The sequence below is a fragment of the Bartonella sp. B35(2025) genome, assembly GCF_053794465.1.
In genome coordinates this window covers 641,390-667,384 of the sequence record NZ_CP200035.1, presented here as the reverse complement: position 1 = coordinate 667,384, position 25,995 = coordinate 641,390, and the positions used below count along the sequence as shown (strand labels likewise).

The following is a 25,995-nucleotide window of genomic DNA, read 5'->3' as shown; positions in this document are numbered from 1 at the left end:
CGGTAACACATATAACGCTTTTAAGTACAAAAATTCCTCTTTTTTTTTCACAATCCATCATTAATATTTTTTAAGTTATTGTTAATTTTTTTTGAAGTTGTTACTTCAATTTATAAATTCTGAATAAAAAGATACAATAAACTGTAATCTTTATTAAAAAGTGATTTCATGTAATCTTTTCTTGAGGAAGTTGGATTCAAAAAAAATCAATGATAGGGGGTAATTGTTGAAATTGGGTGAGATTGATGGCTGGGACAAATAAGAAGTGTAAAAATTTAACAAATGGTCCAATTATTATTTTAGTTGAGCCACAGTTACCAGAAAATATTGGTATGGTGGCAAGGGCAATGGCAAATTTTGGACTCTCTAAGCTTCGGTTAATCAAACCCCGAGAAGAATTTCCAAATAAAAAAGCTAGAGCTGCAGCTAGTAAAGCGGACCATGTAATTAACGATGTAGTGATTTTTGATACGTTGTGTGAGGCAATTGCAGATTTACACTATGTTTTTGCTACAACAGCGCGTGAAAGATGTGGTTTTAAAACTGTAAACAGTGCTGTTGAAGCAGCAAATATATTACGTCAACATGAAAATATTGGGTATAAAACTGGGATTGTATTTGGAAGAGAACGGTGGGGATTAAAAAATGATGAAATCAGTCTTGTTGATGAAATCATCACTTTTCCTGTTAATCCTGCTTTTGCATCACTCAATATCGCACAAGCAGTTTTGCTTATGTCTTACGAATGGATGAAATCAGGTTTGAAAGATATAAGCGATACGGCTTTTCGTGCAGCAGAGATGAAGCCAGCTAATAAAGCTACATTTCATGGTTTTTTATCTCAATTAGAAAGTGCTTTGGATGTACGTGGATATTTTAGACCTAAAGAACGCAAAGAAGTGATGCTTGCAAATATGCGCTCTGTTTTTACACGTGCTAATTTCAGCGAATCTGAGGTTTGCTTGTTAAGGGGAATTATATCTTCGCTGGATCATTTTTCACCTAAATTTCCACGAGGTAGCGGTGCACCCAAAAATCTTGATCGTAAAAAAATAAAAACAAGTGTGAATACCAATGGATGAACGACCTCTTCTTTTTTTTGATAGTGGTATCGGTGGCTTGACAGTATTAAGGGAAGTGCGTGCTCTTATTCCTGAAGCTCAATTTATTTATGTTGCTGATGATGCAGGATTTCCTTATGGAAATTGGGAAGAAAATATTTTAAAAAATCGCATTTTAAAGATTTTTAAGAATCTTTTAACACTTTATAATCCTATTTTATGTGTGATCGCTTGTAACACCGTTTCTACACTAATGATGACAGATTTACGACAAGAATTTCCTCATATTCTTTTTGTTGGAACAGTTCCTGCAATCAAATTGGCAGCTAAACAAACAAAATCTGGATTTATTTCAGTGTTAGCTACTCCTGGAACAGTTAGACGTACGTATACACATGAATTAATCAATTCTTTTGCTAATCAGTGTAATGTTCAGCTTGTTGGAAGTGAAAAACTTGCTGGATTTGCTGAAAATTATTTACGTGGAAAACCTATTAATTTGGAAGAATTGCGCCATGAAATTCTTCCGTGCTTTGTCGAAAAAAATGGTAAATATACTGATACTATTGTTTTAGCTTGCACACATTATCCTTTTTTAATTAGCTTATTTCACAAACAAGCTTTATGGCCAGTTAAATGGATTGATCCAGCAAAAGCTGTAGCTAAACACACAAAATCATTGCTACCGGAAAGAATATCTTACCAAAATATAATGAAGCATAAAGATTTTGCATTGTTTACATCACAAAATATAACTTTTTCAACTGAGTGTGTATTAAAAAGATTTGGCTTAAATATAATTAAAGGAGTTGACTTTAGTATATAGGATCAATAAAGCTACATCAGCTTTTTCTTTCAAGAAAATGGCATTAGTTGACGCGTCCCGTGGATAGCTTTGCATGTTACATGTTTAAGGTATCCTGTCAGTCTTTGTATTTAAAGGCAGAGGAGGGTGCGTTTCCTTGAGATCTAATTTCTGGATCTTTTATTTTATTTTAAAGGAAATGCGATGAGTAAACGCAAAACAACAAAGTATAAAATTGATCGTCGTATGGGAGAAAATATTTGGGGTCGTCCAAAGTCTCCTGTTAATCGCCGCGACTATGGTCCAGGCCAGCATGGGCAACGCCGTAAAGGAAAGCTTTCTGATTATGGTGTACAGTTGCGCGCTAAGCAAAAATTAAAAGGATTTTACGGTGATATCTCAGAAAAACAATTCCGTAAAACTTATAAAGAAGCTGCTCGTCGGCGTGGTGATACCAGTGAAAATCTTATCGGCCTTTTAGAATCACGTTTAGATGCTGTTGTCTATCGTGCAAAATTTGTGCCTACAATTTTTGCTTCTCGCCAATTTATCAATCATGGTCATGTGAACGTAAATGGTCGGCGCACAAATATTCAATCATATCGCTGTAAACCAGGTGATGTTATTGAGATTCGTGAGAAGTCAAAACAGCTTGTTTTAGTATTAGAATCTGTGCAATTAGCAGAACGTGATGTGCCTGAGTATATTGAGGCTGATCATAATCAGATGAAAGCAAAATTTACTCGTGTTCCTACTTTTGCAGATGTTCCTTATGCTGTACAAATGGAGCCAAATTTGGTTGTTGAATTTTATTCTCGCTAAATTTTCTATATGGCGATATTGTTCTTTTTATTTTCTATATACCTTAGAGTGTTCCAGTGCTTTATAAAAATCAGAAATAAAAAACAGCTTTTGTAAATACTGCTATGTTGGGCTTATTGCTATATTTTATAGCAATAAGTTTGTTTGTTTCCAATTTTTTATCTATAATATATCTGATTTATGGATTCATGAGTTAAATTATAACTAAACTATATCTATTGTATTTCGTAAGATATGGTATTGTGGGCGATATTTCAGTTAAATATTAGACTTTGAAAAAGAATGTAGATAAAGCTGATTCTTTGATAGGAGAATCATATGTTTAGTCATCTTAATATTTCGAGTTACCTTTTAATTATTGAATTTAATAAATTGCATAAATAATTTTTGTGTTATATATGGTAAGAGTTTAGTAATTTTTTGTGCTTTCTTAAAAAAATATCTTATTGTTTTATTTAGATTATTAATACTTCTTTTTAAATATTAAGTAGTATAATTTTTTACTTATTAAAATTTTTACCTGTAACCTTGATCAAGAACAATTAAGATTTCAAAGACACATTTTAAAAAGTTTTATTATATGTCATATCACCTTGAATATCAGGGGGCTTATTCAGTTATTACAGATAAATCTGCGTATATCAAAATATGTCTCTTAATATATTTTAAATTACGATATTATAATTTGTATCTGTATTATCCGTAAAGAAAAATATTTTTTATTAATTTTTAGATATTATTGTGATGATATTTAGAAAATATTTATAAATTTATTTATGGTGGCTGATTAGCAGCCATACTTAAAAAGCTTATAAATAATCAAAGGGATTTTTTATTTACACCTTTTTTAAATATGGAGAAATTTTTTTAAGGTAATTCTCATTACTTTTGGTAATTAAGCTAGTTTGTAATGCAATGTGATAAAGTAAATGCAAAATATAAAGATATTATGATTTGTACTTTGATGAAGAAATTTGTAATTTTAAAATCTTATTACAAATATTAAATATTAATAAAAATAAATATAAACATTTTTATGATTTTAAACTGTGATACAATCAAAATTGTATAAGTATAAAATTGTTAAATTTTAATAATAATAAATTACTTATATATAAATTATATTTTAAATAATTTATTATCAAATAGCATTTGAATAATTATTTATGAATATAATCTTCATATATTTTTTATAAATTTATTAATAAAGCTTAAAGTTTTTTATCTAAAGTATTTATAGTAGATTATTATTATTTTTACATAAACTGATGTTATCAGTATTATTTTTTATTTAGATTTTATATTAATTTTTTTTAAGCAAACAGTACGTTTAATTATCTAATTTTTTAAATTATACAAAATTTTACTTTAGAAATAAGATAATAAATGTATCTAATAAATATTATAAAGTAAAAATTTAGATATTTTAATTATTATTTTTAATTTTATTGTCTATTTAAAAAGAAAAGTATTTTTGTAACAGTAGTTTTTAAAATTTTTATATAAAAGAATTTTATTTATACTAATTTTAATTTTTTTTTTAATAAAAAGTAATTTATATCTATAATATATATTAACAATATAATTTGTTAAAAGCTATTTTATTGCTTTCATAATATTTGATTATTGCGTATAAAACAATAAATAAAGAATATTTATATTTAATATGGAGGGTGTGCTAGATAATTTTTAATATTTACGAATAAGTCCAATAAGTTTACCCTGTATTTGTATTTGCTCAGGTCTGTATAAACGTGTTTCATAGTGAGGGTTTGCAGCTTCTAATGCAATAGATGCTCCTTTGCGTCGATAACGTTTTAGAGTTGCTTCTTTTTTATCAATGAAAGCAATAACAATTTCACCTGATGTTGCTGTATTTTGACATTTAACAATTATGGTATCTTTATCAAGAATACCGGCTTCAATCATAGAATCATCCTTAACTTCTAGAGCATAATATTCACCTAAGCTAATCATGTTTGATGGTAATGAAAGCGTGTTCGTTTGTTGTTGTATAGCAGAAATAGGTACACCAGCAGCAATACGCCCCATAATAGGAACAGTAGCATTTTGTTTATCTTCTGCGTCAAAATTATCAAGATTTCCAAAGCTTCTTTTTGCTATTTCTCTTTTATTTTTGTCTATCATACTAGAAAAAATTTTACGAGCTGAAGAAAGATTAAATGTTATTTTATCGGGAAGCCGGATAACTTCCATTGCTCGGGCACGATTTGGTAGGCGGTGTATAAAGCCTCGTTCTTCTAGTGCAATAATAAGTCTATGAATACCAGATTTTGAAGCAAGTTCTAAAGCATTTCTCATTTCATCAAAGGAAGGGGGAACACCTGTTTTTTTTATATAATCATGAATGAATAAGAGTAGCTCATATTGTTTACATGTCAACATTCAGTATTCCAATTAAAAAATCAAAGAAAAGATATGTGTTTAATAATTATTTTATAATTTTTTATAAAATAAATCAAAATTATCTTATTTATTTTTTGATTTTAAAAATGATAATAATTATAAATGGTTATTTATGTTTAAATAATAATGTAATTTATATAATATAAAAAATTTATTATATAATTAATATTTAAAGTAATTTAATTATATTTAATATATATATTTTATATATTAATTAATAATATTAAATAATTATAATTATTATAAAATAAATTATAAAACAGCTTATTATAAATAATAATATTCATATATTAATAATACATTATTATGTAGTATAATTTTTATTATTATTTATTATAAATTATTACTTATTTTTAAATTAAAAAATAATAAAAATTTTATGTGCGATTATAAAAAGAGACGTAAATTAGAAAAGATATTGATAACTACCACGTAAAGTAATATTTTTTTTAAAAGGTGTTGACCAAATGAAAAGTCGACTTTATGTTCCAATCGTTTTCTACAAGTGATAATATCTTGTTTGGGAGCGCGTAGCTCAGCTGGTAGAGCAACTGACTTTTAATCAGTAGGTCCAGGGTTCGAATCCCTGCGCGCTCACCACATTTTAATAAAATCAATAAATTGTGTAAAAGTTAGGGATTTTTGAATAATTTGATTCTTTTAATTTATTTTTTTTCTATCCCGAACTTTTTTGTAGTTTTTTAATTTCTTCTATTGCAAGTCGTTTTCTATCAGCTGTTTTGGTATAGAGTGATGTCATGCTATCTTCTGTCCAGCCAAAAATTGCTTTAAGTTGTGAGACTGTTGCACCTGAATTTGCGGCGCGTGTTGCTGCTAATTTTCTTAATCCATGTGCTGATTTTTTTATGCCTGCTGCATTACAGGCCTCCCGAAATAGGTTGCCAAAACTTTCTTTAACAAGTTTATTCCCGCTTTTCCCGCAAATAAATGTTTCATCACCAATAGGTCCAATTTTAAGAGTTTCTGTTAATTCAGGTAAAATTGGAAGAAAAACATCTGTTTTAAATTGGCTCTTTTCTGTTTTTAAGTAAATGACATTATCTGTAACATCTTTCCAGCCGATTCGAACTGCATCACCACGTCGCAAGCCAGTATACAAAAGCACATCAATCCAGACACGCTCATGTGTACCGTGTGGCCAACGGCGATAATATTTGTCGATGTCTTCTTCTAACCACGGCGTGAAGCCATTTGGATTAAAAGATTTTGGTGCTTTTATGTTCAAAGCAGGATTTTTGCTTAGAAGAGCATTATCAACCGCCCAATTAAACAGACCATTTAAAGCTGTTAAAAAATGCCTTGCTGCTGCGGGGGTATTACGTCTTCTGTCTACAGCATCAAGAATATGTTGTTTTTCTATGCTTTTATAAGAACGATCACCAATAAGTTTAGAAACATTGTTTAAGATTCTGTATTTAACTTTTTGGGTCGATTCTGATTGATTATGCCATTGCATACTTTGTAAGTATTGATTCAACAACCAATCGAAAGACCCTTCTGTAAGTTTGGTGCGCTTCGTGGTTTTTGAGGAGCCGTTTTGCTCTTCTTTGATGGCAAGTGTGTAGTTGTCAACAAACTCTTGTGTTCCGTAGGTTCCTTCAATCCGAAACCGTGATCCGTGACCAATACGTACATACCATATAATTTTACCATGGCGAATGCATTCACGAACAAGATAAGGGGGACGACGTTTAGGCATGGCTAAAACTTTATACCATCAACAGAGCGACAAACTTTATTGGAGCTATATTCTTCTTGTTCAGTTTCAAGTGGTGGAAAATCATCTATGCTATAAGTATTTCCTATAGTTTCTGATGTTCTAATTTTATTAATATGAATTAACAATTCACCCGTTGGTTTGATTTCCACAACCTCTGCTTCTTGTTTTTTGGCTTCTCTCAGGGTACGAGCGATTGCTGGCTGGTTATAGTAGGTATGCGATGAGCCATATCTGGTCTCCTAATTTTAGGTGCAATTCACTTGTGGCGTGAATCACGCATTTAATGAAAAGCTGTTATGAGAGAGGGCGGGGGTGCTAAGAGGAAGAAAAAAGCACCCCCATAGTTGTTAAGCAGCCTTAGTCAATATCTGCTTCATGCCTTGTTCTATCTCTGTTAAAAATGCTTCAACAGCTTTGTTGATGTGTTCAATCTGTTCTTCATCACGGCGAATGCGTCGTATTTTGAGACGTAAATGTGATGATTGGTCGGTAAAGCGTGGGTCGTAGCTTACAAAATCACACCATTCGCGCCTTATACAAGCCATTTGGAATTGCATTTGTGCGACATATTCAGGCTTGATCTGATTATCGATAAAAAAGCGTATATGGGTTGTTGATTTGGGGCATTTGACTTCGATTAATCCATGCTCTCCAATAAGACCATCAGGACTTGCACCAGCCATTGCAATTGTGGGGTGGGGCACAAAAAGCCGCATCTTGTTATATTGGTATCATAAATGAAGCTATATTCTTCAATTGCATCCTCTTCATGCTCAATACCCCACCGTATGTCTTCGGTTTCATAATGTGGGCTTATTTTTCCTGTTAGGCGCTCTCTTCGGGTATAAATTTATGGTATGTGCTTTTATCGCGTGTCCATGATACCCAGAAATGAACAGTGAGTGTTTTCTCTGGGTTAATCAATGAAGTGTGTTCAAGTATAAAATTTGCAATATTTCTGGCATTAGGCTTACGGCAAGTAACCATGAGATCTAAACAATTGACGACTTTAGCCGGCATAATAAAAAAATTTAAAGCATGCTCTGGTGAAGAATTGGACTTTATATTTTTAGGATATAAAGCGATGTGCTTAGAACTCGTCCTTTTTATGACGAGCTGCTCATCTGAAGATACAGGTTTGTATTTAGTAAAACGACAAGCATTTTTAATAAATTGGAAGGGACTTTTTTTTGATATGCGTATATTCCTTATCATTATATCTTTTTCCGTAGAATTTTTAATATACAGCTTTACCATAACAACAGATAAAGTTTTGTCATATTCTTGTGGGTGGAATATTGCCTTTAATTTCAAAGATGGACCAAAATCTCGTGCTTAGCAGTCTGGGTTTCTGATGCTATGGTTTGTCGTTGGATGATTTTAAGTTGTTTTTTTAAACTTCGTTGTTGCACAAAGAGCGCTAATACTCCTGTAGCCATTGTAATAATGACGGGAGCAACTATGGAAGCGCCATCATTTATCTGATGCAGTAAAAATATAGCGTTATCAATTATCCAATCCTGCATCGTTTTTCCCCTCGCTTTTTTAGAATCAGCGAAAGGGTATTTTTTTCAAAAATATTTTTGCAAGAGATCCAATCATGACACACTCTGTCATAGCGTTACATATAAATATGTAACAGCCTTAGGGGGGATTATGAGCTTTAATTCACAAACCACATTGTGCCTTGATTTAGGCACGAGGACTGGCTGGGCGATCTGTGGTGCAGATAATCACATTATAAGTGGAACAGCCAATTTCCAACCACGACGTTTTGAGGGTGGGGGAATACGTTATTTGCGCTTTAAGCAATGGCTTACAGAAATGAAGATGACCGCGAGTCAAGTTGATGAGGTGTATTTTGAAGAGGTGCGCCGTCATGTGGGTACCGATGCTGCTCATGTTTATGGTGGTTTGTTAGCAACCTTAACAGCGTGGTGTGAACATCACACAATTCCTTATGAAGGCATTCCAGTCTGTACAATTAAAAAAGCGACGACAGGGAAGAGGAATGCCTCAAAGGAAGAAATGATAAAGGCGGTGCGTTCTAAAGGACATGCGCCACAAGATGATAACGAAGCAGATGCTTTAGCAATTTTACATTTAATTAAAGGGAAGGACACACATGTCCAATAGGCTACCTTGGGTGCGGAATTTTTATCAAGAATGGATCATGGATTTTGCTGGTACTAATGCGGTAGAGAAGGCTTCTTATAGTACGCTTATTGCTTTTATGTGTCGAGCACGTGAACCAATTTGAGAAGAGAATTCTCTTTTAGCGTGCGCTGTAGGCTGTTCAGAAAAAGCCTTTAAGAAAGCATTAGAAACTTTAATTTGGAAAGGAATGATTATTCAATTAAACAATGATCGTTTGTGGAGTTATCGCGTTGAGGAAGAGCTAAAAGAGTTTAGTGAAAAAAAGGAACACATATCTCAAATTCGCAGCAAAGCTGGTAAAAAAGGTGCACAAGCAAAAACGCATATAAAACAATCAATTAATAATTTTGCTGAAGCAAACGGTAAGCAAAATGATTTTGCTGAAATAAACGATGTTAAGCGAAAAGAAAAGATCCCCACACACCCCCCTAAAAGAAAATAAAAATATAAATAAAAATAAAAAAACTAACACTATCGTGTTAGCAAAAAAAGAAAAAGAAATGGGTTCTGACAATTCAGAAACTGAGGATCTGGTTCACGAGCAAATAGAGGTTGATGTTCTGGAGAATTTTTCAGATCCAGTCAAAACATCATCAGAAAACCATTTTCCTATTCACCAGCAAAATAACGACGGTATCCCCGATTTCAAAAACTAGCCACTGATTGACGATGAAGCGCTAGAGAAAATACCAGCACGCAATAATCCTTCAAGTGCAAAAATGCTTGAAGAAATCATTGGAGATGTTCTTCACGAGACAGCTATGGCTCAAGCGCAAGAGCCTGTTGCTTCACCTGCAAAAAAGCGTTCTTCACGAAGAAAGGGCGAACGTGGTTGTCGATTGCCTGAGGATTTTGAACCGGATTACGATTTTGCAATCGGAAAAGGTTTGTTTCCAGAGCGGGTAAAAATCGAGATTGAAAAGTTCAGAGATTATTGGAGTGCCAAGACAGGAAAAGATGCGACCAAGCATGATTGGTCAGCAACGTGGCGTAATTGGGTACGTAAGACTGTTGAGGATTTAGCGAGAGGAAACAATTATGGAAAAGGAACTGGTTATCAAACAGGTCAACAGCGTGGCTGGGGGGGCACCGTGTCGCTGAACACATGCGCAATATCAAACATTCTGACAGTGCGTACAGGTTTCTCTTTGAGGATGACGTAAGACCCACCATTCCATTGGCTTCCGGGACAAAAACCATCGATTGCAGAAGCGGCGCAAGTCATTGCCTTGGGTAATGAGGCTTTAAAACAACTTGATGACCAAGCTTCTGAGCAAGAAATCAGTTTAATATTTGATGTGCTGTCTGGTGCTCGTAAAACTTCAACTGCAGCAGATGAAAAAGCTACTGCACTTGGATATTTTTTTGCACTTGATGGGGTGAGCCAGTGGGAACTTAAGACGGCAATAAGGGACGTGATAAAAGGTAAAGCAAAAGGCTTTTCGACAACGTTTATGCCATCAGCAACAGATCTGTTTCTTTATTGTGAACAGCTTGAAAATGGTGTTCGAAAAGCAGTTCAAAACATATTTCAGTATTTAAAAAGATCAGAGGTTAAGCTAAAACCAAAAGGAGAGCCGATTTCTGCAGAAAAATTCGATGAACTGAGGCAAATGCTTGATGTTCCAGATTCCGCAAAATCAAAAGCGTATTTTGCCAAAGCACAGCGGGATAAAGCAGCTTGAAAGTCTCTTAATCTAGCAAATTAGTGAAAAATGCTGATCGTTTCGTATCAGATATGCATTTTAAAGGATGATTTAAAAGTTTTTTTGATGTAAAATTTATAGCTGGAAGCAAAAACAGCTGTGTTGTATCAAATTTAAAACGAATAAATCCATCAATATGAATGAAGGATTTTAAGATACACAAATTTAAAAACATTTGTTTAAAAAAAATATAGATAGCTAACGTCAATGCAAAAACATTGCAGCAATTATTGGGCGTTCTCGTGTAATTTTAAAATAGAGAGGCGCTCGATGCTTATGATGTTTACAAACATTAGTATAGCATTAAAGAATGAGGGTGGCAGTATTACGGATTTTCTCTAAAAGAGCAGATTGGGATACTAAAGCACAAGTAGAAGCATAAAGTTACGGAAGTGTGTCACATAAAGTCATTCTTAACTATGAATCAATCATAGATGAGATTAATAAAAATATCAAAAAATTAGCGAAAATTGTTAAAAAAATGAGTATGTTTACAATGAAGAAAACAAAAATTTTATCATTTAGTTTCTGGCTTATGGTATTTGTGAGTTCATTCTTTTTTGTATCAGAAAAGAATACTGATTTTATCCAAGGTGTTTTAACATTTGCATCTATTGCTTTGGGAATGGTGACAACTGCTTTTGCAGTTTTGTCCAACTCTAAACTTCCCTCAAAGTTACATTTTGATTCAGAATACCAATATGAACACACAACGTCTTGGAATATTATAACATCTCATCTACGCCAATATATGCGCCAGCTTGCTTCTTTGATTATTTTGGCGCTTGTGACATTGACTTTTCCATGCAGTTTAAAGACAGATATTTCCTTTTCTGTTGTTTTGGGAGACGAAATCTTCTTTTCAGTAAATGATGGTCTCTTTTATATCTCCAACACCCTTCTTTGGCATATTTTTCTGATTTTTGCCGCTTACATTATGAGTCGTACATATAGCTGCAAGGCTTTATCAGGAGAAGGAATGTGTTGCTGCTAGTACAGGACAACAGCTTGATGAGCGTGTTTTTAATATGCGGGACTTTAATTTCTCTGTTGAGAGTATGCCAGCCATTAACGTTTCTACGCAAAACGAAAGGCTGGAAGAAGGTCATGCTCATGGATTGCGGCGGCGTATTTTAACAGTTGATGTTGAATGTTATGCAACGCAAGAAAAGGGAGCGCGCTGTGTTGATCAGTTGGCATGGGAAGTTGAGGAGATTTTCCACGCCAATCCCACTTTAAACAATAGGGTTGAGAGTTGTCGGCTACAGAATATTGCGATGGCCTTTGGTGATAACGGTGTTTTAGCGCTTCATAGAGCTATTTTGACCTTTGAAGTCACTTATGTAACGAACATTCTTGACACAAATGGAGGAATTATAGAAGCAAGATTTGTTGAGCCTTTTGTAGATGTTACTCCCGAAATAGGGAGAAGGAATGATGATAAATACCATAAAATCGAGGATATTCATGCTTGAGCAGCGCAATAAAGAGATTACGGATTTAAAAAGGCGTATGGTCAATATAGTTGTTGTAGGAAAGATTAGCCATGCAGATCATAAAAACGCTCGTTATCGAGTAAGAAGTGGCACTTTGGTCAGTGATTGGATTCCAGATACACAAGCGCGTGCAGGCAAAACCTGTTCCTATGAAGGACGCGATATTGTCGAGCAAGTGGGTGTTGTGTCATCATCGGGGGATTTATCTCAAGGAGTGATTATTGGTTCCATTCATACCGATGCTAATCAAGTTGCGGATAAAGGGAGCATTCATCATACCGTGTACCCTGATGGCACAGTCATTGAATATGATGATGCAAAGAATACTTACGCTCTCTCTATCAAGTCCGGAGGGAAGTTTATTCTCACGATTTCTGATGGCGTTTCCATGAAAGGAGAGGGTGGCATGTTAGAGCTTACAGCCCCTGATGGCATCAAAATTGCTTCAAAAAGTGATGTGAGCTTAAGCGCAGAGGGCAATCTTTCTTTAAAAGCTAGCGGTCATGTTTCAATAAATGGCAGCTCTTTAACCCATAACGGTAGCAATGTAGGAGCATCTCACATTCACAGTGGTGTTGCTTCTGGCGGCTCTATGACAGGAGTTCCCATTTGACCACAGGAATGGATCGGAAAACAAGCAAGCCCTTATCCGGCATCGATCATTTGCGTCAATCGATCCTTGATATTTTATTCACACGGATTGGCACGCGTGTGATGCGGCGTGATTATGGTTCACGGGTTCCTGAACTGATTGATGCCACCGTTAATGATGTTTTTGCGGTTGCGCTTTATGCGGCGATTGCGGAAGCACTGGATCAATGGGAACCGCGTTTCAAACTTAAAGAAATTGATTTGAAATGGGTTGAGGCTGGCAAAGTTTCCTTATCATTTGCAGGAATTTACTTGCCATCAGGCAAACCCATTGCCATGGAAGGGTTGCTGATAAAATGAGTCAAACCTTTGTTAAACCTGAAATTCTCTCGGAACTTTCTTTTGAGGAAATCCGTGCAGCAAGTCTTGCCCATTTAAAAGAATAGTTACCAAATTACACATTTCTTGAAAGTGATCCGGCTTTAAAAGTCATTGAGGCTTTTAGTTATCAAGAATTGCTTTTAAGGAAACGCATTAATGAAGCAGCACGCAACAATATTCTTGATTTTGCAATAGGCAATTCTCTTGATGCTTTAGGAGATTGGCACGGTGTTCAACGGATGGATACTGAAGGTGATGACAGATATCATGAACGCATTAGGCTTCACGTCCGCAGTGATAAAGACAGTGGTACAGAACCTTATTATAAATTTGTAGCTATGTCAGCAGATAACCGTGTTAAGGATGCCATTGTTTACCGTAAAGGGAAAAATCCAACCATTCATGTTGCCATTTTCAGCAACAATGAAGAAACAGCGAGTCAAGACCTCTTAGAGAAAGTCTCAGTAGCTCTTCACGAGAAAAGTGTGATTATGACCAATGATACGATTATTGTTCATGCTGCTGTAGCAAAGGTTATAGATTTGGAAGCCGATGTTTGGCTGTTGCAAGAAACAGCACTGACAATTTTAGCACAAATGGAAGCAAATTTAAGAACAGCATGGAGGCAAGAACAAATTCTTGAGCGCGAGTTAAGTTTATCATGGTGGGTCTCAAAATTGATGCTTTTGGGTGTGCAGAAAATTATTGCTCTTGAGCCAACAAATGATATTGCGGTTTCAGCTGAAGAAGTTTTGTCTCTTGGCAAAATCACATTAAATTTTAAGGGTCGGACACGTTAATGGTTGGATATTTACTCCCAACTAATGCAACAGAATTTGAAAAGAGGCTTGCGGATGCTTGTGATTTTCATAAAGACGTTGATGATTCTATCTCAGAGATTTCGCGTACTAAGCTTATAATAAGGCCGCCTTGCTTTTTGTCGTGGCTGATTGAAGAATATGGGTTTGGTGAGTTAACCCCTTATGTTCCAAATCTTTATGATTTGCTTGATACAGGTTCCAAATGGCAGCAGGTACGTGGATCGTTAGCAGCTATCGCTATGGGGTTAAAGTGGTTAGAGCTTTCAGCCTATTTTACAGCAGCATGGACAGGGCGTGTCTGGTGGAATTCCTTCCAGCTTAATTTTGATCGTTTACCTGAACAAAGCAGTCTCGAAGCAATTGTGGCGATTACAAACCTGTCTAAAAGTTTGCGTTCTGATTTTCGACGCGCCACTCATGGGTATAACGTTGGAGCTGTCGAAGAGAACATGTAAAGATTAGACAATACGCTGCTTGAACGTGAAAGCGGTGTGCAGATGACCGCTGATGACACCTTATATTCCAGCAGAATGGCGTATCAAAAGCGTTAAGCACAAACTTGATAGGGACAGGCGGTTATACCACAAACACAGAATGCGAGCTCTTTAACAAAGCACAAGAAGATCCAGCAGAGAATATTGCAAGTACTACACCCGATAAAGATGACATCATCGATCCCAACGCTCCATCTGATGCGTCATATGATGAAGATGAGGATGTCATCTATATGGATGAGGGAGATGTGTGAGAAAACGCCTTAAAAACAATAAAGGAATTTATTTAAAGGGTAAAAACAAATAATGCTTTTGCAAGATATAGATCAAATTTTCTTCCTTCAAAAAGAAAGGCTTTATTTTCATATTCGCAATAATTGGTGGATATTGAAGATGTTGAAATGTAAGTATTAAAAGAGTATCATCTTACGCTAAGCATAGCAAGAGAACTTCCTATGATTGGACTCAAAATGAGAAGGGGAGGTAGGTTTGTTATCATTTTATTGAATGTAAAAAAAATTAAAAGCCAATTAATTGATAAAGACCTGTGGTATGCGCTTTGATATATTAAGCTACTGGGGGAAATTTAATGATAACGGATAAATTAATATTCTCGTCGAGATTTTTTAAGGATTCTTTCTAAAAAAACACAGCAAAAAATAAATATGAACATAAATATACCGAAAATGTAAACTAGAGACAGAAAACCAAATATATTTACCATATACGCACTGATGTAAAAAATCATCAATAAGCTAAGTCTTCCAGCAGTTGAGAGAAAGGATTCGTACGTTGCTCTGAGATTATCGCTGATGCTGTCGTGCAAGATAACTTCTGTACGAAGGGATGCTTGTTTAATTAAATAAAAAATCATGCATACTAAAGCAACGGCAATTTCCTTTCTTGGATAAAAGAAAGCAGCCGTCAAAATCATAAAAGTTGAAAGAGATAGCAGTAAAATGAAATTCATCTTCTCATTCAGTTTTGTAAATAAAAAACTAGCGAGTAGTTGAGAAAGCAAAATAAGAGAAAATATCATACCAAGATAGAAGTAAGTTACATCGATATCATAGTCTTTAAATATCCATTGCCAATACTGCGAGAATATATTGAAAAAAATAAGTAAAAAATAAAAACATAGAGATATATAAGGAATCTTAACAAAAATAGATAACATCTCTCTTGCGTCAGAAATTAGAGAATTCGTTTGTTTTATTTTTTTCTCCTTTTAGATCATCTAAAAAAATAAACCAAATATTGTTGTAATCATCATTAAAAATGCAGATACGTACCATATATATTGACTAGAATAATCAGCAAAATATGCGCCTACCAAACTAAATACAAACATTCCAGTATAATTATATTGAGAGCTAGAACCAAGCACCTTTTTAGTAGATGTAAGCTTTGTTTTTGCATATTGAACAAGTAGAGCATTGTAGGCACCAGCAATCAATGTAAGCGACAGCGCATTAAAAAATTCTGCCAAAAGAATACCGCAAAAGCCTTTAGAAACTCCCATAAGAAACAGCCATGTAGCTGAAAAAGCTGACGCCAAAATTATAGATATTTTATAACTTTTTCTATCTGCAAAATACCCAAGAGGAATATCTGTAACCATCATAATAAAAGCTTGAAATGACTTAATTATACCTATGTCGACAATAGTTAATCCTTTTTCAAGCATATAAAACACAACAAAGGCACCTGTCAGAATTCTTATACCATTAAATAAGAAACCAAATGTTAATATACTGCCTATTTATTCACTAACAATGCTAAGAAAGTAACTAATACATTACTTCATATGAAACACATAAATTTACATCTTATTACAAATATGGCAATATCTGCTATATAGATTTTCAATTTTACCAATTTTATATCCAGAAAAATCAATGAATAATGTACGTTCCATAATTTAACATTTATCAAAATTCGTTAAATATTTTACTGCTTCAAGAGCAGCCAAAGAACCAGCGACCGCATTATACGGATCTATCAAACTATTCATGTAATTTTTCTTGATATTTTTAACAAACTTAAACTCACACTCATTGACATCCTTCATATGATTCACACACGAATAACATTTTGTTTTGCCTGGAATAATAAGCGGCTCAACAATAGCATTTGTTGTGGACGAACCTACATATGTAATAGTGCGTCTGTCATATTAAAAGCAGCTTTGTTCATCAGATGAAAAAAATTTGGTCTTGGATTATCTTATGATGTGGTGGATGAGGAAAAACTTCATGTTCATTATGGCAGCTTTAGCTGCTTTTTTTATGGCCATAGCGAAAGCTTTTTATCTTGGAAAATATGCTGAAAAACAAAAGCAAATAAAGAAAGCTTTAGAGGCAGCAGCAAGACGGCTTAAGGTGGAAAATGAGATTAACAAGAAAAGTGATGCTGATGTGCGTGCTGATCTTACCAAGTGGGTGCGTGATAAATAGGTCTGTTTCCTGTCTAGGTTGGATGCCCATTTACTTAAGAAAGAAAGATCTGAACGCTATCAGCTCAAACTTAGCAAGAGATATTTTAGAGTACAACAAACAAGGTGAACGCTTGTGCGGGTAGAAACATGGTCAGAAAAAAATTTAAAAAACAACAGAGCTTACGAAATCAGAAAAAGAAATGCTTCAAGAAATGATCGTTACTTACCAAAGTGTGAAGGTGATGTCTCGTTTTATGAAATGGATCGTATTTATTGTCTTTTTATTGATTCTTGATTTTGCACGTCTCATGGATGCACTAGACAATATTTTTACGCTCTTAAAGCAGTGGTTTTTAAAAAATTAAAAATAAAGATCAAAAAATCTTTTTATTTTTATTATAAAATATATAATATTCACATTACGCAATAATTTTGCATTTCATATCACTAAAAGCAAACATGATAGTAATGATAAAATATTTATTTAAATAACTAAAATTGCCTCATAAAGTGAGGGCAGATCTATATTCACGAATTCTCTTCCTATGTGGCGAAACAGAGACAGTCTTACCTTCTTCGGTTGTAACTGAGTTTTTATCGTATCTTTTAAAGATAGTTTCATCTTTTTTGTTAATTTTTTCATCTACAGCGCTTGGGTTTGATTCTATATATTTTTCGAGACGTTTCCTTCCTTGTGTATGCTTGTAAAAAGTAACAGGAAGATACTGATCTAATTTATGAGAGGGTAAAGGCATATCTGGTTTACATAATATATCTTCAACATTATCTTCGTGCATTTTGCTTAATCGGTCAGATTCAATATGAAGTTTTTTAGCAAGAGCTAAACTAAATATTCCACACTCAGAGGAGCTTCTCTGAATATCCATCTCAGCCATGGAAAAATGGCAATTAGGCAATTCGCAAGATTTAACAGCCATTAATGTTTTCATTCTTAGCATATCTTGTAGTATACCATTAAATGTTGTTGGTTCAAAAAATATGAAGGAGTTTTTGTCTCCAAGAGCTCTATAATCAATGACCGCAAAATGAATTACTGTATCCTTCGAGCTAATTATAAATCTAGAAGATTGAGTTTTATCATCGATCGCTTTTTTCATGAGGAAAGCAAGGTGGTAAGGGTTATTTGCTAATTGAAGATTCATGTCTGGATATTTCTTGTTTGCTTGCTCTACCAAGGCGGGCATTATTCTGATATCTACATGCGCATAATTAGTATGTATCCAACTACCATCGGCAATATCTTTCTCTAAACCTGCAATAACACCTTTTAATTCTTCAGGACTGAATTCTCTATCTTCTTCTGAAGAAGTGTCTTTTTCTAAATTTGCGCGGGCACCTTCCGGTGGCTCGTTTGCAACATCGCTTTCTTGCGTTTGTGAAGAAGAGGCGACGACCTTAAAATCACGCGGTTTCATGGTATTAACCTCCAGCTAGTAATCAATGCTGGATATAATTGATTTACATTTTGGTCAAATAATGTCTAAAGAAATGATTCACTACCTATCAAAGTGTAAAAATGATATCTCGTGGATCATATCATTAAAAATAAAAATAATTATAATATAAAGTGTTTATTTAATATAAACCGAAATTATATTTGTATAATATTATAATTATTTTTTATAAAATTAAAAAAATACATATATCATTATTTCATATTCTTTATAAAAATAGATAAATGTAAAAATTTAAGCTTATTTAATATTAAAAATATTAATTTAATACTTTGTGTTTATTCATCCTTAAAATCTCTAAGCAGTAAATCTGTGCTTTAAAATATGAAAAAGTGTGAAGAAATAATGGATACAATCTCTTCTGAAATATTAAAATCCATTGATCTTGTTACACCAGCAGTTGCTTATGTTGGTGGCAAAAGAAGGCTAGCTAAAACTCTTGTTAAAATCATTGAAGACATTCCTCTTTTAAATGATGTTCCAGAGATCAGAAAAACCTTTAGTCAATTTAATCTAAAAGAGGTCACTACATCTTATTAATGCAGCGATTCAAATAATGCTATTGCCAAAGAATTAATCATCACAAATTGCGATTTTTAGAAGCACGTTTGAAAATCCTATTCCCTAACCACTATAAAATATAAATAAAATCAATAAGATATTAAATAAAAAATTCAGATTCGAATCCCTGCGCGCTCACCAATAGGATAATATTTGAATTTTATAAAAATAATGAGCAGCTATTAATTAGTTAATGAATCAGTGGTGATTTTTTACGATCAAAGTTATGTACTGCCACTTATGCAAAACATATTTTATTCACAGTTTATATTATGAAGTTATGTATTTTACTAACACATTGATTTAATTAATATTAAATGAATTTTAATGTTGACAAAGATAACATTTATTTTTACATCAAATAACAAAAAAAATTAATATTATATTAAGCTCTTGATTAAGGTAGAAATTTTAATGATATACATAACTGTGTAAGGTAAGAGTGGTGTATAAAATAAATTTTCTTACCACATGTAAAGAATGCGATATGGTTTTTGCAATAAATTTTCAACAGAAATAAGCGGGTTTAACAGATGCTCTTAAATAGCAAAGTGAATTTTATTTCCATTTTTAAACTAATGTTTCATCTTACTCTTATGGTAGCTGTTTCCCAATTATTGATATCTTGTAGTACAAAACAAACAGCACATTTTACAACAAAAAATTCTAGTAATAAGATAATTGATAAAAAGATTGTTTCTTTACCTGAAAAAGTTTCGAATGAACAAAATAAATCAAAAATGAAGAATCATGGGCGAGGGCGAGCCGTCGTTGGTAAACCTTACCAAATAAAGGGGAAGTGGTACTATCCTCAAAGTGATCCAACCTATAAACGTATTGGACAAGCATCGTGGTATGGCTCATACTTTCATGGGCGTTTAACAGCAAATGGTGAGATTTATGACATGAATCTTTTAACTGCTGCTCATCCTACAATGCCTTTACCTAGTTATGCTCGTGTTACTAATTTAGAAAATGGAGCTTCTCTCATTGTGAGAGTAAATGACCGAGGGCCCTTTATGAAAGATAGAATTATTGATTTATCAAAACAGGCTGCCTCAGTACTTGGTTATGCCAATGCTGGTATAACGAATGTGAAAGTAGAATATGTTGCTGAAGCACCTGTTGGACATTATGATGGTGGTTATTTAATTGCTTCCTATGTGCCTGGAAATTATACTCCGTCATCATTAGCGTTATTAGGCATTCCTGAGAAAAAAGATGATTCCATGTTAGAAAAATTTAACGTAGAAAGTAGGGAACAATTAGTTAAAGTCTCGGTTGAAAAAAAGAAACTGATTAAAGATTTTTCAATAAAATTACCTCAGACTGGGCCTTTTTTGGTTGATAAACCAGTATTATTTGATCGAGTAGCTTCTATAAATAAATCAAACAAAAAGATAAAGGTAAATTGATTGAAATTATTTTAACAAGCAAGATTTTATATAATTTGTAAAAAGGGTAGTTGTATTTTTAAATCATAAAAGATTTTAAAAAGATAGATAATTAGGTAATTGATTGTAGTAAGATTCTTATTTTTAAACATTAAATTGAGTATATTATAAAAATTTCTTACTAAAAATTTTTATTGTGTTTTTAATATATTAAAATTAGATTCTGTATAAAAAATAAAAATGTGTCTTCTTTTTATAGATAATTCTTAATTTACAAAAATAAGCAAATCTTTCCTTGTACAAAGTTTTTTTTTATGCTGATTCCTTAAATGTGGGAGAATCAGCTATGTATATGATATTAAGGATTTCATTTGCTTTATTTTTAGTATTAATATTAAATGAATGGGGGAAAGCACAAAATTTTCAAATTTCTGCATCGCAAGTACTTTTATTAGACGATGAAACAGATACAGTACTTTTTGAAAAACAGAGTGATATTGCTTTTTTTCCTGCTTCATTAGTAAAATTGATGACTGCTGAAGTAGTATTTCATCAATTAAAGAAAGGAATATTAAGCAGTACACAAACATTTAAGGTAAGTGAAAATGCTTGGCGCAAAGGTGGAGCACCTTCTGGTACAACCACTATGTTTGCAGGAGTGAAGACAGAAATTAGTATTTTTGACCTTTTGCGTGGTTTAATTATTGTTAATGGAAATGATGCAGCTATTATTCTCGCTGAAGGAATATCTGAAAATGAAGCTGATTTTGCAAAATTAATGAATCAGCGAGCCAGGACACTTGGATTATCACATAGTCATTTTGTTAATGCAACGGGACTTCCCGAAGAAGGGCAATTTGTAACCTTACGCGATATGATCACATTAGTACGACATATTGCTCATGAATATCCTGATTATTACATGCTTTATCGTGAACCCCACTTTACTTGGAATAAGATTTTTCAACGTAATAAAAATCCTCTTATTTCTAAGGAAATTGGTGCGGAAGGATTTGGTTTTGGCTATAGTGAGAAAGAAGGTTTTTCAATGGTTGTTGCCGTTTATAAAAATCATCAACGTCTTTTTTTAGCAATAAATGGTTTGCAAGATGATAAAAGACGTACAAAAGAAATAGAAAATATTCTGCAATGGGGAATGACAGCTTTTGATCTTGAAACAATTTTCACAAAAGGAGAAACAATTGGTTATGCCTCTGTTTATGGTGGATCACAAAACCTTGTTCCACTCATTGTTAAAGAGCCGATAAATTGTAGACTCTCTAATGAAAAAAGAGAAAATATTAAAGCAAAAATTAAATATCATGGTCCATTAAAGGCTCCTATCGTTTTTGGACAACCAGTTGGTGTTATTCAAATTTTAGAAAATAAAAAGCTTCTTCTTGAAAAGCCAGTTTTTGCTGGAGCCGATATCCAGGAAGGGAGCTTTTTTACTAAGATAAAAGATGCATTCTATGAAATAACAATTGGATGGTTACGAAAATATTTGTAATATATATATTTAAAATAAAAATTAAGGTTCATACGTGTCCGGTTATTTTATTACATTTGAAGGAGGGGAGGGAGTAGGAAAAACAACTCAAATTTCTTTGCTTGCTCAATATCTCTGTAGCGAAGGCTATGATGTTGTTACAACACGAGAACCAGGAGGAACAATAGGTGCAGAGATAATACGCCATATTTTATTGTCAGGTCAAATACAACATTATGGATCTTTAATTGAAGCAATCTTGTTTACAGCAGCTCGTGCTGATCATGTTACCGAAGTTATTGCTCCTTCTTTGCAGAAAGGTAAAATTGTTTTATGTGACCGCTTTATTGATTCTACACGTGTTTATCAAGGTTTTAATAATGAAGTGAGCTCATATATTCTTTCTATTTTAGAGCGTATTGCTGTGAATAAAATAATGCCTAATTTAACGTTTTTGTTAGATATACCAATAAAATATAGTATGGAGCGCGTAAATTTACGGAGAAAAAAAATAGAAACGGTTGATCGTTTTGAAAAAGATGAATTAAAGATTCAAGAACAAAGACGTCAAGCTTTTCTTCAATTAGCAAAACAGGAATCTCATAGATTTCAAGTGATTGATGCAACAAACACGGTAGAAGCTATTGCGTACCAAATAAAAAGTATTTGTCATAAGGTAATATCGGATCATTTTTTATGAGTGATGTAAATTTTTTACACCAATATGATGATATTGTTTCAGTTTTATCACCATCACAAAATAACATTATCTATGGTCATGAGACTGCTCGTCATTTTTTAGCACAAATACGTGAAGAAGAACATTTACATCATGCGTTATTATTTGAAGGAGAGCGCGGCATTGGAAAGGCTACATTGGCGTTTCATTTTGCTTGGAATATTTTAAACTTTCATAAGGGTAATTTTCTACAGCCAGATCATAATTCGGCTATATGGCATAAAATTACGCAGGGTAGTCATCCTGGTCTTTTACACATTTCACGTCGCTTTGATTTCAAAACAAAAAGATTTAAAACAGGTATACTCATTGATGACATCCGTGATATTTTGCATTTTTTAAATCAAACATCGCAAGATAGTGAATGGCGTATTGTTATCATCGATTCTGCAGATGATATGAATAGAAATTCAGCTAATGCAATTCTTAAAATTCTTGAAGAACCTCCTAAAAAGACTTTATTTATTATTATAACACACTCTTCAGGAAAAGTGCTCCCGACAATCCGTTCACGATGCCAAAAGATTTCCTTGCGACCATTGCAGGATGATGAGATGAAGAAAGTTATCACACATGTTTTTTCCAACAAAATAATGAATGATGAAAAAACTGTTGAAATGATTATTCAAAAATCCAAAGGAAGTCCTCGAAAGGCAGCCTTACTTATTTTTCATGAAGGGCTTGAAATTATTAAAACCATTGATGCTCTATTAGAGCAATCTATTTGTAATTCATCTATTACACATACTCTTGCGCAAACACTCTCTTCACCTTCTTCAGGAATCCAATTTCAACAATTTTGCGATGAAGTTCTTGATAAAATTCAAAAAAGGGCTATTCTGTTAGCTGAACGGGGAGATCTTGCTTTTTCAAAAAAGTGTGCAGAAATGTGGCAAGAGATTCATCAAAAAATAGGGGAGATACAATCATTTAATCTTGATAAAAAGCAATTTATTATTAACTTGCTTTTTAAAGTTCATAAGATCATTCGTGAAAGTAAGCTTTTTCCGTGACAATGTGATTAACAGGCGTTATGTCATTGTATCTTTTATTACGTTTCACAATGAGTATAACATGCGTGACACATATTATATAACAACTCCAATTTTTTATCCTAATGGCACTCCGCATATTGGGCATGCTTATAGCGCGATTGCAAGCGATGCTCTTGCTCGCTTTCAACGATTAGACGGCAAAAATGTATTTTTTCTATCTGGTACGGATGAGCATGGCTTAAAAATGCAACAAACAGCGGAAGCATTAGGTATAACATCTAAGCAGCTTGCAGATCGCAATAGTGCTACCTTTCAAAAAATGCTTACAGTATTAAATTGCTCTCATGATGATTTCATTCGTACGACAGAAGAGCGACATTATCAAGCTTGTCAAAAAATTTGGCAAAAGATGGAAGAAAATGGTGATATTTATCTTGGTCGTTATACTGGCTGGTACTCAGTTCGTCAGGAAGCTTATTATGAAGAAAAAGATACTGAAATTGGAGAAGATAAAATCCGCCGTGAGAAAGAATTAGGCTCTCCAGTTGAATGGAATGAAGAAGAGAGTTATTTTTTTAGGCTTTCCCGTTATCAAAAAGCTCTTCTTAAATATTATGAAAAATATCCTGATTTCATTGCTCCTACTGAACGGCGTAATGAAGTTATAAGTTTTGTTAAATCTGGTTTAAAAGATATTTCTATTTCACGAGCAAATTTAAATTGGGGAATTAGTGTTCCAAGTAATTCAAGGCATGTAATGTATGTCTGGGTTGATGCGCTTACAAATTATTTGTCAGCAATCGGTTTTTTTGACAAAAATTCAAAAAAACGTGATTTTTGGCCTGCAAATGTTCATATTATTGGTAAAGATATTATCCGTTTTCATGCAATCTACTGGCCAGCATTTTTAATGTCTGCTGGCATTGAGTTACCTAAGCGTATTTTTGCACACGGTTTTTTACTTAATCGTGGTACGAAAATGTCAAAATCTGTTGGAAATGTGGTCGATCCTTTTGAAATGATCAATCACTATGGTCTTGATCAGGTACGTTATTTTCTTTTGCGTGAAGTTCCATTTGGACAAGATGGAAGTTATAGTCATGATAATTTTGTGAATCGCATTAATGCGGATCTTGCTAATGATCTTGGAAATTTGGTGCAACGCTCTTTGTCCATGATAGCCAAAAATTGTGATGCAAAAGTTCCTATACCAACTATATTTTTAGTTCAAGATGAGCAGCTTTTAGAACAGTCTCTTCAAGTGCTTAAAATTGTACGCCAAGCCATGTCTTCTCAAAGCATTCATTTAGCACTTTCAGCTATTTTTTCCATCGTCGCAGATGCTAATCGTTACTTTGCTAATGAACAACCTTGGAGTTTGCGAAAAAATGATGCAAAAAGGTTTTCTACAGTTCTTTATATAACTGTAGAAATTTTACGGCGAATAGGGATTATGCTGTTGCCTTTTATACCGGAATCAGCAGCCAAGATTCTTGATAGCCTTGCAATTGCTAAAGAAGATCGATTACTGTACCATATTAGCAATTCAAAAATTCAAGAAGATCTCAATCTTCCACCACCAAAACCAATTTTTCCTCGTTATATTCTTAAGAAAGACGATACTGATTATGCTAATTGATACACATTGTCATCTTGATTTTGAAGATTTTGCTCAGGATTTAGACGGTGCTGTTCAGCGGGCTTTAGACGCTAAAGTTGAACGTATGATAACGATTTCAACACATGTTCATAAATTAGATAAGCTTCTGGAAATTACGAAAACCTATGATCAAGTATTTTGCTCTGTTGGCACACACCCCAATTATGCACATGAAGAACAAAATATTACAGCTGAAAATCTTATTCATTTATCAAATCATCCCAAAATTGTTGCATTTAGAGAAACAGGCCTCGATTATCATTATGATTATGTTTCACCACAAATGCAAAAAAAAAGTTTTCTAGAACATATCATTGCTTCTCGAGAAACACAGTTACCTATTATTATTCATTCACGTAGTGCTGATGCGGACATGGAACAGATATTACGTGAACAAATAAAAAAGGGGACTTTTCCATTCGTACTTCACTGTTATTCATCTGGGATGCGGCTTGCTCATGCTGGCATTGAACTTGGTGGTTATATATCTTTTTCAGGTATCCTTACTTTTAAAAATGCGCTTATAATTCGTGAAATAGCAAAAAGTATACCACATAAACGTTTATTGGTTGAAACTGATGCGCCATTTTTAGCACCTGTTCCTCATAGAGGTAAAACAAATGAGCCATCTTTTGTGTGTTATACAGTAGCTATTTTAGCTGAAATTATTGGCTTAAGTATTGAAGAAACAGCTCAGATAACGACACAGAATGCCTTTTGTTTATTTAACAAGATGAAATAGG

General features: G+C 33.5%; 26 protein-coding genes, 1 tRNA gene and 8 pseudogenes. 27 read left to right on the top strand and 8 right to left on the bottom strand.

Annotated elements, in window-relative coordinates; translation table 11 throughout:
* Positions 1–245 precede the first annotated feature (245 nt).
* The 3 genes from V4P56_RS02755 to rpsD all read left to right on the top strand — a co-directional run bounded on the left by V4P56_RS02755 (position 246) and on the right by rpsD (position 2,688).
* A complete protein-coding gene (locus V4P56_RS02755) occupies positions 246–1,082 on the top strand; it encodes an RNA methyltransferase (protein ID WP_455482541.1) in 837 nt (278 codons plus the stop codon).
* Entirely contained in the window at positions 1,075–1,887 is an 813-nt protein-coding gene (gene murI, locus V4P56_RS02750) for a glutamate racemase (protein WP_455482540.1), read from the top strand. The genes V4P56_RS02755 and murI overlap by 8 nt, the downstream gene beginning before the upstream one ends.
* Positions 1,888–2,070: 183 nt before the next feature.
* On the top strand, positions 2,071–2,688 hold the full coding sequence (rpsD, locus tag V4P56_RS02745) for a 30S ribosomal protein S4 (protein WP_455482539.1): 618 nt from the start codon (positions 2,071–2,073) through the stop codon (positions 2,686–2,688).
* Positions 2,689–4,377: 1,689 nt separating this feature from the next.
* Here rpsD and lexA read toward each other — a convergent pair.
* Entirely contained in the window at positions 4,378–5,094 is a 717-nt protein-coding gene (gene lexA, locus V4P56_RS02740; protein WP_455482538.1) for a transcriptional repressor LexA, read from the bottom strand.
* A 545-nt stretch (positions 5,095–5,639) separates the two neighbouring features.
* Between lexA and V4P56_RS02735 the strand changes: the two genes are divergently transcribed.
* A tRNA-Lys gene (locus V4P56_RS02735) sits at positions 5,640–5,715 on the top strand.
* Positions 5,716–5,791: 76 nt separating this feature from the next.
* On the opposite strand, the gene V4P56_RS02730 is transcribed toward V4P56_RS02735, so the two are convergent.
* The 3 genes and pseudogenes from V4P56_RS02730 to V4P56_RS02720 form a co-directional block, all read right to left on the bottom strand.
* Positions 5,792–6,835: a tyrosine-type recombinase/integrase gene (locus V4P56_RS02730; protein ID WP_455482537.1), complete on the bottom strand. Its 1,044-nt coding sequence runs from the start codon at positions 6,833–6,835 to the stop codon at positions 5,792–5,794.
* 2 nt (positions 6,836–6,837) lie between these two features.
* A pseudogene (locus V4P56_RS02725) lies at positions 6,838–7,085 on the bottom strand (hypothetical protein).
* Between the two features lie 118 nt (positions 7,086–7,203).
* Positions 7,204–7,691, bottom strand: a pseudogene (locus tag V4P56_RS02720) (lambda exonuclease family protein); the annotation flags it as partial.
* Between the two features lie 150 nt (positions 7,692–7,841).
* Here V4P56_RS02720 and V4P56_RS02715 point away from each other — a divergent pair.
* Positions 7,842–8,195 (top strand): hypothetical protein, encoded by a 354-nt coding sequence (locus tag V4P56_RS02715; protein ID WP_455482536.1) that lies wholly within the window; start codon positions 7,842–7,844, stop codon positions 8,193–8,195.
* On the opposite strand, the gene V4P56_RS02710 is transcribed toward V4P56_RS02715, so the two are convergent.
* Entirely contained in the window at positions 8,167–8,382 is a 216-nt protein-coding gene (locus V4P56_RS02710; protein WP_455482535.1) for a hypothetical protein, read from the bottom strand. The two genes, V4P56_RS02715 and V4P56_RS02710, sit on opposite strands and share 29 nt — an antisense overlap.
* A gap of 130 nt (positions 8,383–8,512) precedes the next feature.
* Here V4P56_RS02710 and V4P56_RS02705 point away from each other — a divergent pair, with 130 nt between their 5' ends.
* The 13 genes and pseudogenes from V4P56_RS02705 to V4P56_RS02645 form a co-directional block, all read left to right on the top strand.
* Positions 8,513–8,992: a crossover junction endodeoxyribonuclease RuvC gene (locus V4P56_RS02705; protein ID WP_455482534.1), complete on the top strand. Its 480-nt coding sequence runs from the start codon at positions 8,513–8,515 to the stop codon at positions 8,990–8,992.
* Entirely contained in the window at positions 8,982–9,116 is a 135-nt protein-coding gene (locus V4P56_RS02700; RefSeq protein ID WP_455482533.1) for a hypothetical protein, read from the top strand. The genes V4P56_RS02705 and V4P56_RS02700 overlap by 11 nt, the downstream gene beginning before the upstream one ends.
* Positions 9,117–9,200: 84 nt before the next feature.
* The gene (locus V4P56_RS02695; protein ID WP_455482532.1) at positions 9,201–9,455 is read left to right on the top strand and encodes a hypothetical protein; all 255 of its coding nucleotides are present in this window, start codon (positions 9,201–9,203) and stop codon (positions 9,453–9,455) included.
* Positions 9,406–9,669: a hypothetical protein gene (locus tag V4P56_RS02690; protein WP_455482531.1), complete on the top strand. Its 264-nt coding sequence runs from the start codon at positions 9,406–9,408 to the stop codon at positions 9,667–9,669. Before V4P56_RS02695 ends, V4P56_RS02690 begins: the two co-directional genes overlap by 50 nt.
* Positions 9,670–9,732: 63 nt before the next feature.
* On the top strand, positions 9,733–10,176 hold the full coding sequence (locus V4P56_RS02685) for a hypothetical protein (RefSeq protein WP_455482530.1): 444 nt from the start codon (positions 9,733–9,735) through the stop codon (positions 10,174–10,176).
* Between the two features lie 66 nt (positions 10,177–10,242).
* Positions 10,243–10,698, top strand: coding sequence for a hypothetical protein (locus V4P56_RS02680; protein ID WP_455482529.1), 456 nt, complete (start codon positions 10,243–10,245; stop codon positions 10,696–10,698).
* A gap of 502 nt (positions 10,699–11,200) precedes the next feature.
* Positions 11,201–11,713, top strand: coding sequence for a hypothetical protein (locus tag V4P56_RS02675; RefSeq protein ID WP_455482528.1), 513 nt, complete (start codon positions 11,201–11,203; stop codon positions 11,711–11,713).
* A 19-nt stretch (positions 11,714–11,732) separates the two neighbouring features.
* Positions 11,733–12,194 (top strand): annotated as a pseudogene (locus tag V4P56_RS02670) (hypothetical protein); the annotation flags it as partial.
* The gene (locus V4P56_RS02665; protein ID WP_455482644.1) at positions 12,187–12,828 is read left to right on the top strand and encodes a phage baseplate assembly protein V; all 642 of its coding nucleotides are present in this window, start codon (positions 12,187–12,189) and stop codon (positions 12,826–12,828) included. The pseudogene V4P56_RS02670 and the gene V4P56_RS02665, both read left to right, overlap by 8 nt.
* Positions 12,825–13,166, top strand: a complete 342-nt coding sequence (locus V4P56_RS02660; protein WP_455482527.1) for a GPW/gp25 family protein — start codon at positions 12,825–12,827, stop codon at positions 13,164–13,166. The genes V4P56_RS02665 and V4P56_RS02660 overlap by 4 nt, the downstream gene beginning before the upstream one ends.
* Positions 13,163–13,987: pseudogene (locus tag V4P56_RS02655) on the top strand (baseplate J/gp47 family protein). The gene V4P56_RS02660 and the pseudogene V4P56_RS02655 overlap by 4 nt, the downstream one beginning before the upstream one ends.
* Positions 13,987–14,532, top strand: a pseudogene (locus V4P56_RS02650) (phage tail protein); the annotation flags it as partial. The pseudogenes V4P56_RS02655 and V4P56_RS02650, both read left to right, overlap by 1 nt.
* A pseudogene (locus V4P56_RS02645) lies at positions 14,510–14,756 on the top strand (late control protein); the annotation flags it as partial. The pseudogenes V4P56_RS02650 and V4P56_RS02645, both read left to right, overlap by 23 nt.
* Positions 14,757–15,106: 350 nt before the next feature.
* Here V4P56_RS02645 and V4P56_RS02640 read toward each other — a convergent pair.
* Positions 15,107–16,264: pseudogene (locus tag V4P56_RS02640) on the bottom strand (MFS transporter).
* Positions 16,265–16,423: 159 nt separating this feature from the next.
* Positions 16,424–16,573 carry a hypothetical protein gene (locus tag V4P56_RS02635; RefSeq protein ID WP_455481566.1) on the bottom strand — a complete coding sequence of 50 codons (150 nt, stop codon included), beginning with the start codon at positions 16,571–16,573 and terminating at the stop codon, positions 16,424–16,426.
* Positions 16,574–16,730: 157 nt separating this feature from the next.
* Here V4P56_RS02635 and V4P56_RS02630 point away from each other — a divergent pair, with 157 nt between their 5' ends.
* Together V4P56_RS02630 and V4P56_RS02625 are read left to right on the top strand one after the other, a co-directional pair.
* Positions 16,731–16,958, top strand: a complete 228-nt coding sequence (locus tag V4P56_RS02630; RefSeq protein ID WP_455482643.1) for a hypothetical protein — start codon at positions 16,731–16,733, stop codon at positions 16,956–16,958.
* Positions 16,959–17,151: 193 nt separating this feature from the next.
* Entirely contained in the window at positions 17,152–17,304 is a 153-nt protein-coding gene (locus V4P56_RS02625; protein ID WP_455482526.1) for a hypothetical protein, read from the top strand.
* Between the two features lie 138 nt (positions 17,305–17,442).
* Here the strand turns inward: V4P56_RS02625 and V4P56_RS02620 are convergent, their stop codons facing one another.
* On the bottom strand, positions 17,443–18,375 hold the full coding sequence (locus V4P56_RS02620) for a YopJ/AvrA family T3SS effector serine/threonine acetyltransferase (protein ID WP_455482525.1): 933 nt from the start codon (positions 18,373–18,375) through the stop codon (positions 17,443–17,445).
* Positions 18,376–18,882: 507 nt separating this feature from the next.
* Here V4P56_RS02620 and V4P56_RS02615 point away from each other — a divergent pair.
* The 7 genes and pseudogenes from V4P56_RS02615 to V4P56_RS02585 form a co-directional block, all read left to right on the top strand.
* Positions 18,883–18,954 (top strand): annotated as a pseudogene (locus tag V4P56_RS02615) (DNA adenine methylase); the annotation flags it as partial.
* A 554-nt stretch (positions 18,955–19,508) separates the two neighbouring features.
* Complete coding sequence (locus tag V4P56_RS02610; protein ID WP_455482524.1) at positions 19,509–20,390, top strand: septal ring lytic transglycosylase RlpA family protein; 882 nt, start codon at positions 19,509–19,511, stop codon at positions 20,388–20,390.
* Between the two features lie 325 nt (positions 20,391–20,715).
* Positions 20,716–21,879, top strand: a complete 1,164-nt coding sequence (locus V4P56_RS02605) for a D-alanyl-D-alanine carboxypeptidase family protein (protein ID WP_455482523.1) — start codon at positions 20,716–20,718, stop codon at positions 21,877–21,879.
* 34 nt (positions 21,880–21,913) lie between these two features.
* Positions 21,914–22,558: a dTMP kinase gene (tmk, locus tag V4P56_RS02600; protein WP_455482522.1), complete on the top strand. Its 645-nt coding sequence runs from the start codon at positions 21,914–21,916 to the stop codon at positions 22,556–22,558.
* Positions 22,555–23,610, top strand: a complete 1,056-nt coding sequence (locus tag V4P56_RS02595) for a DNA polymerase III subunit delta' (RefSeq protein ID WP_455482521.1) — start codon at positions 22,555–22,557, stop codon at positions 23,608–23,610. Before tmk ends, V4P56_RS02595 begins: the two co-directional genes overlap by 4 nt.
* A gap of 61 nt (positions 23,611–23,671) precedes the next feature.
* Positions 23,672–25,231 carry a methionine--tRNA ligase gene (gene metG, locus V4P56_RS02590; RefSeq protein WP_455482520.1) on the top strand — a complete coding sequence of 520 codons (1,560 nt, stop codon included), beginning with the start codon at positions 23,672–23,674 and terminating at the stop codon, positions 25,229–25,231.
* Entirely contained in the window at positions 25,221–25,994 is a 774-nt protein-coding gene (locus V4P56_RS02585; protein ID WP_455482519.1) for a TatD family hydrolase, read from the top strand. The genes metG and V4P56_RS02585 overlap by 11 nt, the downstream gene beginning before the upstream one ends.
* The last annotated feature ends 1 nt before the right edge of the window (position 25,995 follow it).